Origin of the sequence: Xenophilus arseniciresistens, from assembly GCF_028023875.1 — a bacterium.
In the GTDB taxonomy this organism is placed as follows: Bacteria; Pseudomonadota; Gammaproteobacteria; order Burkholderiales; family Burkholderiaceae_C; genus Xenophilus; species Xenophilus arseniciresistens.
The window spans coordinates 254,209-266,984 of sequence record NZ_JAQIPB010000002.1; the positions used below are offsets into that span (position 1 = coordinate 254,209).

General features: G+C 69.7%; 8 protein-coding genes. 3 read left to right on the top strand and 5 right to left on the bottom strand.

Going from position 1 to position 12,776, the window contains the following annotated elements; translation table 11 throughout:
- Positions 1 to 68 precede the first annotated feature (68 nt).
- The gene (gene purL / locus PGB34_RS05780) at positions 69 to 4,130 is read right to left on the bottom strand and encodes a phosphoribosylformylglycinamidine synthase (RefSeq protein WP_271427114.1); all 4,062 of its coding nucleotides are present in this window, start codon (positions 4,128 to 4,130) and stop codon (positions 69 to 71) included.
- Between the two features lie 183 nt (positions 4,131 to 4,313).
- Between purL and map the strand changes: the two genes are divergently transcribed.
- From map to PGB34_RS05795, 3 genes are all read left to right on the top strand, one after another.
- Positions 4,314 to 5,138, top strand: coding sequence for a type I methionyl aminopeptidase (map, locus tag PGB34_RS05785; protein ID WP_271427115.1), 825 nt, complete (start codon positions 4,314 to 4,316; stop codon positions 5,136 to 5,138).
- Between the two features lie 5 nt (positions 5,139 to 5,143).
- Positions 5,144 to 7,771, top strand: coding sequence for a [protein-PII] uridylyltransferase (locus PGB34_RS05790; RefSeq protein ID WP_408647837.1), 2,628 nt, complete (start codon positions 5,144 to 5,146; stop codon positions 7,769 to 7,771).
- Positions 7,772 to 7,871: 100 nt separating this feature from the next.
- Positions 7,872 to 8,267 (top strand): DoxX family protein, encoded by a 396-nt coding sequence (locus tag PGB34_RS05795; RefSeq protein WP_271427116.1) that lies wholly within the window; start codon positions 7,872 to 7,874, stop codon positions 8,265 to 8,267.
- A gap of 22 nt (positions 8,268 to 8,289) precedes the next feature.
- On the opposite strand, the gene def is transcribed toward PGB34_RS05795, so the two are convergent.
- The 4 genes from def to PGB34_RS05815 all read right to left on the bottom strand — a co-directional run bounded on the left by def (position 8,290) and on the right by PGB34_RS05815 (position 12,760).
- Positions 8,290 to 8,829 carry a peptide deformylase gene (gene def, locus PGB34_RS05800; RefSeq protein ID WP_271427117.1) on the bottom strand — a complete coding sequence of 180 codons (540 nt, stop codon included), beginning with the start codon at positions 8,827 to 8,829 and terminating at the stop codon, positions 8,290 to 8,292.
- A gap of 60 nt (positions 8,830 to 8,889) precedes the next feature.
- Complete coding sequence (locus PGB34_RS05805; RefSeq protein ID WP_271427118.1) at positions 8,890 to 9,354, bottom strand: hypothetical protein; 465 nt, start codon at positions 9,352 to 9,354, stop codon at positions 8,890 to 8,892.
- Between the two features lie 134 nt (positions 9,355 to 9,488).
- A complete protein-coding gene (gene ligA / locus PGB34_RS05810; protein ID WP_271427119.1) occupies positions 9,489 to 11,636 on the bottom strand; it encodes an NAD-dependent DNA ligase LigA in 2,148 nt (715 codons plus the stop codon).
- 23 nt (positions 11,637 to 11,659) lie between these two features.
- Positions 11,660 to 12,760: a cell division protein ZipA C-terminal FtsZ-binding domain-containing protein gene (locus PGB34_RS05815; protein ID WP_271427120.1), complete on the bottom strand. Its 1,101-nt coding sequence runs from the start codon at positions 12,758 to 12,760 to the stop codon at positions 11,660 to 11,662.
- Positions 12,761 to 12,776: the final 16 nt, after the last annotated feature.

A 12,776-nucleotide genomic window follows, 5' to 3' on the forward strand; every position in this document is an offset into this window, starting at 1 on the left:
GCGCCCAGCAGGCGACGGCGCGGCAGGCGATGCGCCATTTCACACATCGTCGAACAGGCGCCCTGCGATCAGCCCACCCAGCGGCGCGCGTTGCGCCAGATGCGCATCCAGGGGCTGAGCTGCGACTTGTCGCCCGAGGTCCAGCTCATCTGCACGTTGCGGAACACGCGCTCGGGGTGCGGCATCATGGCCGTGAAGCGGCCGTCGGCGGTGGTCACGGCCGTCAGGCCGCCCGCGCTGCCGTTCGGGTTGAAGGGGTAGCGCTCGGTGGCCTGGCCGGCGTTGTCCACGAAGCGCATGGCCGCGATGGCCTGCGCCGCGTTGCCGCGATGGCGGAAGTTGGCATAGCCCTCGCCGTGGGCCACCGCGATCGGCAGGCGGCTGCCGGCCATGCCCTGGAAGAACAGGCTGGGCGACTCCAGCACCTCGACCATGGACAGCCGCGCCTCGAAGCGCTCGCTCTGGTTGGTGGTGAAGCGCGGCCAGTCCTGCGCACCGGGGATGATGTCGGCCAGCTCGGCGAACATCTGGCAGCCGTTGCACACGCCCAGGCCGAAGGTGTCGGTGCGCGCGAAGAAGGCCTGGAACTGCGCCGACAGCACCGGGTTGAAGGTGATGCTGCGGGCCCAGCCGATGCCTGCGCCCAGCGTATCGCCGTAGCTGAAGCCGCCGCAGGCCACCACGCCCTTGAACTGCGCCAAGTCGGCACGGCCCGATTGCAGGTCCGTCATGTGCACGTCGAAGGCTTCGAAGCCGGCCTCGGTGAAGGCGTAGGCCATCTCCACGTGCGAATTGACACCCTGCTCGCGCAGGATGGCCACCCTGGGCCTGGCCAGCTGCAGGAAGGGCGCGGCCACGTTGTCTTCCACGCCCTCGGCCAGCACCACGTGCAGGCCGGGGTCGCTCGCGTCGCCGGCGGCCGCGTGTTCGCTGTCGGCGCATTCGGGGTTGTCGCGCTCGCGGCAGATCTTCCAGCTCACGCTGTCCCACACCTGCTGCAGATCCGACAGGCTGGCGCTGAACACGGCCTTGGTGTCGCGCCAGACCTCGAGCTTGCCCTTGCCGACTTCGATGCTCGAGCTCTGCGGGCGGGTCTTGCCGACGAAGTGGCTGAAGGCCGACAGGCCATGCGCACGCAGCGTCTGCATGACCTCGTTGCGCTCGGCCGTGCGCACCTGCAGCACCATGCCCAGCTCTTCGCTGAACAAGGCCTTGAGCGTGAGCTCCTCGCGCCGGCCGCTGACCTGCTGCGCCCAGTTCTTGGCGTCGCCGGTTTCCATGCGGCTGTCGGAGATGCCGTCGCCTTCGGTGACCAGCAGATCGACATTGAGCGAGACGCCCACCTGGCCCGCGAAGGCCATTTCGGCGGCGGTGACGAACAGGCCGCCGTCGCTGCGGTCATGCAGCGCGAGGATCTTGCCTTCGGCACGCAGCTGGTTCACGGCCGCCACCAGCTTGACCAGCAGTTGCGGATCGTCCAGGTCCGGCACCGTGTCGCCGCTCTGGCCCAGGATCTGCGCCAGGATGCTGCCGCCCATGCGGTGCTGGCCGCGCCCCAGGTCGATCAGCACCAGGGTCGTGTCTTCTTCACGCGCATCGAGCTGCGGCGTGAGCGTGCCCCGAACGTCTTCCAGGGTGGCGAAGGCGCTCACGATCAGGCTCACGGGCGAGCTGACCTTCTTCGCCTCATCGCCCTCCTTCCACTGCGTGCGCATGGACAGCGAATCCTTGCCCACAGGGATGGACACGCCCAGCGCCGGGCACAGTTCCATGCCGACGGCCTTCACGGTTTCGTACAGCGCCGCGTCTTCGCCCGGCTCGCCGCAGGCAGCCATCCAGTTGGCCGACAGCTTCACGCGTGGCAGGTCGATGGGCGCGGCCAGCAGGTTGGTGATGGCTTCGGCCACGGCCATGCGGCCGGAAGCCGGCGCGTCCATGGCGGCCAGCGGCGTGCGTTCGCCCATGCTCATGGCCTCACCGGCGAAGCCCTTGAAGTCGGCCAGCGTCACGGCGCAGTCGGCCACGGGCACCTGCCAGGGGCCGACCATCTGGTCGCGGTGGCTCAGGCCGCCCACCGTGCGGTCGCCGATGGTGACCAGGAAGCGCTTGGAGGCCACCGTGGGGTGCGAGAGCACGTCGATGGCGGCCTGCTGCAGTTGCACGTCCGTCAGATTCAGCGGCTGGAACTGGCGGCGGATGGCCTTCACGTCGCGGTGCATCTTGGGCGGCTTGCCCAGCAGCACGTCCATGGGCATGTCCACCGGTTGATTGGCCGCATCGGCCGTTTCGTCGGCCACCAGCAGTTGGCGTTCGTCGGTCGCCACGCCCACCACCGCGAAGGGGCAGCGCTCGCGCTCGCAGAAGGCGCGGAACTGGTCCAGCGACTCGGGCGCAATCGCCAGCACGTAGCGCTCCTGGCTTTCGTTGCTCCAGATTTCCTTGGGCGCCAGGCCCGACTCTTCGAGCGGCACGGCGCGCAGGTCAAAGCGCGCGCCGCGACCCGCGTCGTTGGTCAGTTCGGGGAAGGCATTGCTCAAGCCACCGGCACCCACGTCGTGGATGGCCAGGATGGGGTTGGCCGCGCCCTGCTGCCAGCAGTGGTTGATGACCTCCTGCGCACGGCGTTCGATCTCGGGGTTGCCGCGCTGCACGGAGTCGAAGTCGAGTTCGGCCGCGTTGGCGCCGGTGGCCATCGAGCTGGCGGCGCCGCCGCCCATGCCGATGCGCATGCCCGGGCCGCCGAGCTGGATCAGCAGCGTGCCGGCCGGGAACTGGATCTTCCGGGTCTGGATGTCGTCGATCTGCCCCAGGCCGCCCGCGATCATGATGGGCTTGTGGTAGCCGCGCTGCAACGTGTCCACGTCGCTGGTCACGGTCTGCTCGTACTCGCGGAAGTAGCCCAGCAGGTTGGGCCGGCCGAATTCGTTGTTGAAGGCCGCGCCGCCCAGCGGGCCCTCGGTCATGATCTGCAACGGGCTGGCAATGTGCTCGGGCTTGCCGTAGGAGGTATCGGCCTCGGGCCAGAGTCTGGACACCGTGAAGCCCGTGAGGCCGGCCTTGGGCTTGGAGCCGCGGCCCGTAGCGCCTTCGTCGCGGATCTCGCCGCCCGCGCCCGTGGATGCGCCCGGGAAGGGCGAGATGGCCGTGGGGTGGTTGTGCGTCTCCACCTTCATCAGCACATGGTGCAGGGCCTCGTCCTTGGCGTAGGCCGGCGAGGCGCCGGCATCGGCCGCGCGCGCCATGAAACGCTCGATGCGCGAGCCTTCCATCACCGAGGCGTTGTCTGCATAGGCGATCACCGTGTGCTGCGGATGCGTCTGGTGCGTGTGGCGGATCATGCCGAACAGGCTCTTGTCCTGGCGCACGCCATCGATGGTGAAGTCGGCGTTGAAGATCTTGTGGCGGCAGTGCTCGCTGTTGGCCTGCGCGAACATCATCAGCTCCACGTCGGTGGGGTTGCGCCCCAGCTTGGTGAAGGCCGCGACCAGGTACTCGATCTCGTCCTCGGCCAGCGCCAGGCCCAGGGCGGTGTTGGCCTCCTGCAGGGCCTTCGTGCCCATCTCGGGGCCGCCGCTGAGCACGTCCACATGGGCCATGGGCTGCGGCGCGAGTTCGGAGAACAGCGCCGCGGCGCCGTCCAGGCCCGGCAGCACCGATTCGGTCATGCGGTCGTGCAGCAGCGCGGCCACGGCGCTGAGCTGCCCGGCGTCCAGGCCGGCCGGCTTGCCCAGCACCTTGTCCAGCAGCGGGGCCTTGGTCTGGATGAAGAACTGCGTCACGCGCTCGATGCGGCGCAGCGCCAGGCCGCAGTTGCGCGCGATGTCGGTGGCCTTGGACGCCCAGGGCGAGACCGTGCCCAGGCGAGGCGTGACCACCAGCGTGGCGGCGGCGGACCCGGGGACCTCGAAGGGCTCGCCGTAGCTCAGCAGCGCAGCCAGTTGTTCGCGCGCGGCGGCGTCCGGTTCGGCGTCGGTCAGCACCAGATGCACGTAGCGCGCGCTCAGGGCCTCGATGCGCGCATCGATGGCCTGCAGGCGCGGCAGCAACTGGCGGGCACGGAAATCGCTGAGCGCCGAAGCACCCGCTAATGACGTCACGACGGGGGCGGCAGAGGGGGCGGACTGCGTCACGATGATGGGGCCTGAGGCCGGCAGAAGAATGGGCTGAACCGAGTGAAGCGGGGCGGGAAGACGCCACGCCGGGGGGCCGCTGACTGGGGCCCCTCGGAGAAACCCCGGATTCTAGTGCGGCCCCTGTGGGGAAGCGCCCCGCGCCCCGCTCGCCCAGGAGCCCCGATGGGATAATCCCGCCCCATGAGCATCACCTACCACGATCCCGCAAGCCTGGGCGACATGCGCCAGGCCTGCCGGCTCGCCTCCGAGGTCCTGGACTACCTGACGCCCTTCATCCAGCCCGGCATCACCACGAACGAAATCGACCGCCTTGCGGCCGAATACATGGTCCAGCAGGGCACCACCTCCGCCACGGTGGGCTACCAGGGTTCGGGCAGCGTGCCCTTCCCCAAGTCGCTGTGCACCTCGGTCAACCATGTCGTGTGCCACGGCATCCCCGACGACAAGCCCCTGAAGAAGGGCGACATCATGAACATCGATGTCACCGTGGTCTACAAGGGCTGGTTCGGCGACAACAGCCGCATGTTCATCGTCGGCGACGCCTCCATCGCGGCCAAGCGCCTGTGCCAGATCACCTTCGAGGCCATGTGGCACGGCATCCTGCAGGTCAGGCCCGGCGCCCACCTGGGCGACGTGGGCCATGCGATCCAGAAGTTCGCCGAAGGCAACGGCTACTCGGTGGTGCGCGAGTTCTGCGGCCATGGCGTGGGGCGCAGATTCCATGAGGAGCCGCAGGTCCTGCACTACGGCCGCCCGGGCACGCTGGAAGAACTCAAGCCCGGCATGATCTTCACCATCGAGCCCATGATCAACATGGGCAAGCGCGACATCAAGGAAGACCACCGCGGCGGCAAGTACGACGGCTGGACCATCGTCACGCGCGACCGCTCGCTGTCGGCCCAGTGGGAGCATGCCGTGCTGGTCACCGAGACCGGCTACGAGGTGCTCACCCTGTCCGCAGGCAGCCCGCCGCTGCCGTCCTTCGTGACGGCCACCAAGACCTGACGGCGGTGGCCTTCTCCGTCGTGATCGACCTGCCCGCGACCCTGCGCGAGGAACTGCGCGCGCGCAAGAGCGCCATCTTCGAGCGCCTGCGCACCCCCGGCGCCGTGCGCAACGTGCGCACCGTGCTGCGCGAACTGTCCGCTCTGGCCGACGACGCGCTGCGCCGGCTGTGGCAGGCCGCCGACTTCGGCAGCGAACTGACCCTGGTGGCCGTGGGCGGCTACGGCCGCGGCGAACTCTTTCCCTGCTCGGACGTGGACGTGCTGCTGCTGCTGCCAGCCCTGCCCGCGGGGCAGGAAGCGGTGGCGCCCGCGCGGCTGGAAGCCTTCATCGGCCAGTGCTGGGACGCGGGCCTGGAGATCGGCTCCAGCGTGCGCAGCATCGACGAATGCCTGGCCGAGGCCGCCAAGGACGTGACCGTGCAGACCGCCATGCTGGAAGCGCGCTGGCTGTGCGGCGACAGGAAGCTGTTCACGCAATTCCGCGAACGCTTTTCCGCCTCGCTTGACGCGCGGGCCTTCTTTGCCGCCAAGTCGCAGGAGATGCGGCACCGGCACCAGAAGCATGACGACACGCCCTACGCGCTGGAGCCCAACTGCAAGGAATCGCCCGGCGGGCTGCGCGACCTGCACACCGTGCGCTGGGTGGCGCAGGCCGCGGGCCTGGGCTGCAGCTGGGAAGACTATGCGCGCAACGGCCTGGCCACGCCCTTCGAGGTGCAGCAGCTCAAGCGCAACGAGGCCGTGCTCTCGCTGATCCGTGCGCGTCTGCATGTCCTGGCCAACCGGCGCGAGGACCGGCTGGTGTTCGACCTGCAGACGGCCGTGGCCCAGAGCTTCGGCCTGGCCAGCAGCTCGGGCGGCATGTCCCAGCGCAAGGCCAGCGAAGCGCTGATGCGCCGCTACTACTGGGCGGCCAAGGCCGTGTCGCAGCTGACCGAGATCCTGCTGCTGAACATCTCGGAGCGCCTGCACCCGCAGGCGGCCGAATGCACGCCCATCAACGAGCGCTTCTTCGAAAAGGCCGGCACCATCGAGATCGCCAGCGACGACCTGTACGAGCGCGAGCCGCACGCGATCCTCGAGACCTTCCTGCTCTACCAGAAGACCGTGGGCGTCAACGGGCTGTCGGTGCGTACGCTGCGCGCGCTGTACAACGCGCGCCACGTGATGGACGTGCGCTTCTCGAAGGACCCGGCCAACCACGCCACCTTCATGCGCATGCTCAAGGAGCCGCGCGGCATCACGCACGCCATGCGGCTGCTCAACCGAACCTCGGTGCTGGGCCGCTACCTGCGCGTGTTCCGGCGCATCGTGGGCCAGATGCAGCATGACCTGTTCCACGTCTACACGGTGGACCAGCACATCCTGATGGTGCTGCGCAACGTGCGCCGCTTCTTCATCGCCGAGCATGCGCACGAATACCCCTTCTGCTCGCAACTGGCCGCGGGCTGGGACAAGCCGTGGGTGCTGTACGTGGCCGCGCTGTTCCACGACATCGCCAAGGGCCGCGGCGGCGACCATTCGGAGCTGGGCGCGCGCGAAGTGCGGCGCTTCTGCCGCCAGCACGGCATCGAGCGCGAGGACAGCAAGCTCATCGAGTTCCTGGTCGCCGAGCACCTCGTCATGAGCACCGTGGCGCAGAAGCAGGACCTGTCGGACCCGGAAGTGATCGCGGCCTTCGCCGAACGCGTGGGCAACGAGCGCTACCTCACGGCGTTGTACCTGCTGACGGTGGCCGACATCCGCGGCACCTCGCCGCGCGTGTGGAACGCCTGGAAGGGCAAGCTGCTCGAAGACCTGTACCGCGCCACCGCCCGCGCGCTGGGCGGCCGCATGCCCGACCCCGATGCCGTGGTGGAAGCGCGCAAGCGCGAGGCGCTGATCGAGCTCAAGCTCAACGCCCTGCCCTTCGAGGCCCACAAGGCGCTGTGGAACACGCTGGACGTCAGCTACTTCATGCGCCATGACGCGGGCGAGATCGCCTGGCATGCCAAGAAGCTCTCGCGCTTCGTGCCGCCGGCCGGCGTGCCGGTCGATCCGCTGGCCGCGCCCATCGTGCAGGCCCGGCTCTCGCCCGTGGGCGAAGGGCTGCAGGTGGTGGTCTACACGCCCGACCAGCCCGACCTCTTCGCGCGCATCTGCGGCTATTTCGACCAGGCCTCCTTCAGCATTCTGGACGCGCGCGTGCACACGGCCAGCAACGGCTATGCGCTGGACACCTTCCAGGTCGTGACCACCTTCCTGGCCGAGCACTACCGCGAGCTGATCGCGATGGTGGAAAGCGACCTGGCCCTGACCTTGAGCCGCCAGGGCGAGCTGCCCGCGCCGGGGCGCGGGCGCGTCTCGCGCCGCGTGCGCAGCTTCCCGATCGAGCCGCGCGTGAACCTCACGCCTGACGAGAAGGCCCAGCGCTGGCTGCTCAGCATCTCGGCCAGCGACCGCGTGGGCCTGCTCTACAGCGTGGCCCGGGTGCTGGCGCGACACCACCTGAACCTGCAACTGGCCAAGGTGTCCACGCTGGGCGAGCGCGTGGAAGACAGCTTCCTGATCAGCGGCGCCGAGCTGCGCGGCCCGCGCGCGCAGATGCTGATCGAAACCGAGCTGCGCGAAGCCGTCCGCGCGCAGGACTGAAGCCCTCGCGCCGCGTGCGGGCCTCGGCCCCGCGCATGCGATGCCGATTGGCTAAGATGCCGCGCATTTCCATCCCGGGCCGGGCAGGCCCCTTCCCTCCATGACCCGTTCCGAAGATCTTGGCAAGCTGGTCCTGCGCGTGGCGCTGGGCGTTCTGATCCTGCTGCACGGCATTGCCAAGCTGGGCAAGGGCGTGGACGGCATCGGCGGCATGCTGGCCGCGCACGGCCTGCCTGCGGTGCTGGCCTATGGCGTGTACCTGGGCGAGCTGGTGGCGCCCGCGCTGGTCATCATCGGCATGTTCACGCGGCCGGCAGCCTGCGTGATCGCCATCAACATGGTGGTGGCCATCTGGCTGGCCCATGCAAAGCAGCTCACCAGCCTGAGCAGCAACGGTGGCTGGGCGCTGGAACTGCAGGGCATGTTCCTGTTCAGCGCCATCGCGGTGGCGCTGATCGGCGGCGGGCGCATCGGCGTGGGCGGCCGCTTCAACTGAGAACGGGCGGCAGCGCTTCGCCTCAATCGTCCTCGCTCGCGTCCAGGCCCGGGAACAGCACCTCGGTGTAGCCGAAGCGCGTGAAATCGCGCACCCGCATGGGGTAGAGCTTGCCCAGCAGGTGGTCGACCTCGTGCTGCACCACGCGGGCGTGAAAGCCACTCACCTCGCGCTCGATCGGGTCACCGTAAGGGTCGAAGCCGCTGTAGCGCACGCGGGCCCAGCGCGGCACCACGCCGCGCAGCCCGGGCACCGACAGGCAGCCTTCCCAGCCTTCTTCCTCTTCGTCGCCCAAAGGCGTGACCACGGGGTTGACCAGCACCGTGCGCGGGACCACGGGCGCGTCGGGGTAGCGCGGGTTGGGTGTGCCGGTGCCGAAGATCACCACCTGCTGGTCCACGCCGATCTGCGGCGCGGCCAGGCCTGCGCCATTGACCGCGTGCATGGTGTCGAACATGTCCAGCACCAACAGGTGCAGCGCATCGGTGTCAAAGGCCGTGACCGGCTGGGCCACGCGCAGCAGGCGCACATCGCCCATCTTCAGGATTTCGCGGATCGTCATGCCGCCATTGTGCGCGGCCGTGCAGCCGGCACCGGGGCGTGCTGAAGGCTCAACCGGCGCTCAGGGCGCGTCGCCCGGCGCCACCGGCTGGCCACCGCGCGCGGTGCCGCGCGGCAGGCCCGGCACATAACGGCCGCGGATGACCGGCTCGGGGCGCACGCCGGGGCCCGTGGTCGGCGACTGCCAGCTCGGGCGCGCCGAGGGAACGGGCACCGGCACGGGAACGGGCACCGGAACCACGGCGCGCGGCGGCGGCGGACGGCGGTAGCGGTCGTCCCAGCGCCGGTCATAGCCCGAGCGGCCGTGATAGTAGGGGTACGAGGGGTAGGCGTAGCCCGGGTAGCCGCGGTAGACCGGGGCGGAGTAGACGTCCACGTCCACATGCGCCGGCGCACCGTAGCCATAGGGATTGCCGTAGTCGTCGTAGGCGACGGGGCCGGTCGCCACGCAGCCGCCCAGCAGGGCGAGCGCGCCCAGCGCCCCGGCGATGCCGATCAGGCGACGATGCGGTGTGAGCTTCATCATGGCGACTCCTTCATGTTCAAAGCCATCAACGGGCTTGGAGCCCCATCGTTGACCCTGCGATCCCGGCCGCAGGTAAACACGCGTAAAGCTGGGGTAAAACTGCAGGCCGCCCGGTACAAGGGCCGCCGCAGCCCTCAGCCGGCCCTTGCGCCCTGCGCCAGCATCGCCAGCAGCGCGGCTTCGTCGATGACCGGCACGCCCAGAGTGCGGGCCTTGTCGAGCTTGCTGCCGGCTTCTTCGCCCGCAACCACGAAGTGCGTCTTCTTGCTCACCGACCCCGACACCTTGGCACCGGCGGCCTCCAGCCGCTCCTTGGCATCTTCCCGACTGAGCGTAGGCAAGGTGCCCGTGAGCACGAAGGTCTGTCCGGCCAGCGGCAGGCTGGCGCGCTCGGCGGGCGCGCCCTCTTCCCACGTGACACCCGCCGCGCGCAGCTGCTCCACGGCTTCGCGGTTGCTGTGCTGCTGGAAGAAGGTGTGCAGGCTCTGCGCCACCACCGGCCCCACGTCGGGCACTTCGAGCAACTGGCCTTCGGTGGCGTCCATGATGCGGTCCAGCGAGCCGAAATGGCGCGCCAGGTCCTTGGCCGTGCTTTCGCCCACATGGCGGATGCCCAGGCCGAACAGGAAGCGCGGCAAGGTCGTGGATTTCGATGCCTCCAGCGCCTGCAGCAGGTTGGCGGCCGACTTCTCGGCCATGCGATCGAGCGCGGCCAGGGCGCTCAGGCCCAGCCTGTACAGGTCGGGCAGCGAACGCACGATGTTGCCGTCCACCAGCTGGTCCACCAGCTTGTCGCCCAGGCCCTCGATATCGAGCGCACGGCGCTGCGCGTAATGCAGGATGGCCTGCTTGCGCTGCGCGGGGCAGACGATGCCGCCGCTGCAGCGGTGATTGACCTCGCCCTTTTCCCGCACCACGGCGCTGCCGCAGATCGGGCATTGGCGCGGCATGCGGAAGTTGGGCACATAGGGCACGCGCGGGGCCAGCGCGGCCGGGCCGGCCTGGGCCGCGGCGTCGACCACGGCTTCTTCGTCCGAAGTCGCCGCGACCAGCGGCGCCAGCGCGGGCGGCACCACGCCCACCACTTCGGGAATCACATCGCCGGCGCGGCGCACGATCACCTGATCGCCCACACGCGCGCGCTTGCGCCGCAGCTCGAACAGGTTGTGCACCGTGGCGTTGGACACCGTGGTGCCGCCCACGAACACCGGCTCCAGCCGGGCCACGGGCGTGAGCTTGCCGGTGCGGCCCACCTGGACGTCGATGCCGTTCAGCCGCGTCACCTGCTCCTGCGCCGGGTACTTGTGGGCCACGGCCCAGCGCGGCTCGCGCGTCTTGAAGCCCAACTGGCGCTGCAGCGCGAGGCTGTTGACCTTGTAGACCACGCCGTCGATGTCGAAGGGCAGCGCATCGCGCTGGGCCGCCACATGCTGATGGAAGGCCACCAGCGCGTCGGCGCCTGCACCCACGATGCGCTCGTCCGAGACAGGCAGGCCGAAAGCCTGCAGCGCATCGAGCATGCCGCCGTGTGTGGACGGCATCTCCCAGCCCTGCACCTCGCCCAGGCCGTAGGCAAAGAAGCTCAGCTTGCGCGCGGCCACCAGCGCCGGATCAAGCTGGCGGATGGCGCCCGCAGCCGTGTTGCGCGGGTTGATGAAGGTCTTGTCGCCCTGCTCGCGCTGGCGCTCGTTCAGGCGCTCGAAATCGTCGCGACGCATGTAGACCTCGCCCCGCACTTCGAGCACGGCCGGCGCCTGGCCTTGCAGCCTGAGCGGGATCTGGCCGATGGTGCGCAGGTTCTGCGTCACATCCTCGCCGGTCTCGCCGTCGCCGCGCGTGCAGCCCAGCACCAGCAGGCCGTCTTCGTAGCGCAGATTGATGGCCAGGCCATCGAACTTGAGTTCGGCCGCGTACTCGACGGCCGGCGCATCGGGCGCCAGCCCCAGTTCGCGGCGCACGCGCGCATCGAAAGCACGCGCACCGGCCTCGGTGGTGTCGGTCTCGGTCTGGATCGAGAGCATGGGCACCACGTGGCGCACGGCCTTGAGGCTGTCCAGCACCCGGCCGCCCACGCGCTGCGTCGGCGAATCGGGCGTGAGCAACTCGGGGTGCGCCTGCTCCAGGGCCTGCAGGCGCTGGAACAGCCGGTCGTATTCGGCGTCCGGCACTTCGGGCGCGTCCAGCACGTAGTACAGGTGCGCATGCCGGTGCAGCTGCGCGCGCAGGGTGGCGGCTTCCTGCGCTGCGGCGTCGGCAGCAAGAAAGAGATCGTTCTGGCTCATGGTGGGCTGCTGCTGCCGCTGCTTCAGCTGAAGAGCCGGCGTGCCAGCACCGAGCCCGCTGCCAGCTCGCGCGTTTCCAGCGTGTCGTAGAGCTCGGCCAGGTCGGCGCCGATGGCGTCCAGCGTTTCCTCGCGCAGCAGCTGGCCGCCGCCGTCGGTCACGGCGCCGTCCATCTCGCTGGCCAGCGTGGCCGCCACCTCGCGCATGCGGGCAAAGGGCTCGAGCTGACGGTCCACCTGCGGCACGTCCAGGCTCAGCGCCAGTTCGCGGATGGCCGACTGCGCGGGGTCGTCGGCCAGCGCAGCCTGGGTGTCGAAGGCCAGGCCCAGCACGGGCGGCGCGCCGTTCTCTGCGTTGGGCAGCACCATGCGGCCCGGGATCATGCCGGCCACGAAGCCCAGGCGCGAGGCGCACTGCTGCACATAGGCCGGGCTCCAGGCCGCGTGGCGCGCACGCAGCACAAAGGCCAGTTGCGCGTCGTGGGCGCTGGCGAACTGGTCCAGCTCGCGCGCACGCGCCACCTCGTCCAGCATCTCGGGGAACTCGGGCATGCCGTTGACCGCATCGGCAAAGGCCTGGGACTTCATGACGAATTCCGAGTACTCGATCTCGTTGAGCGCGCCGGTGCGGTTGGCCAGTTGCACGCCGATCTGCAGCGCGCGGTAGCGCTGGCCGGCCACGGGCGCCTCCCACTGGCCGGTGGCGTCGTTCAGGCCTTCCACGGCGATGGGCTTGCTGCCCGCGCGGCGCGTGGCCGGCAGCGCTGCGATGGCGGCCGCGCCATGCAGGCGGCCTTCCAGCGCGATGGGGGCGATGACGTCGATCAGCGGGTCCAGCATGCCGCGGCGCTCGGTCAGGCCGGCCTGGGCGGGCGGCGGCAGGTCAGGGTCGAACAGGGGCTCGTGGCGGTCCACGGCGCCCACGTCGTTCGGATCGGTGTGCAGCACCGGCTCCACATCCCCGGCCGTCAGCTCCACGCCGCCATGGCCGGGCGCGCCCTGCTCGGGCGCCAGCGCCTCGGGCTGCCGCGGCGCCTGCCGGTGCGACACCCAGGTGTTGTAGCCAATGATGGCGGCCAGCACGAGGCCGCCGAGGATTGCGAGTGCAACGGTAAGACTGCTCATTCAAATTCCAAAGCTC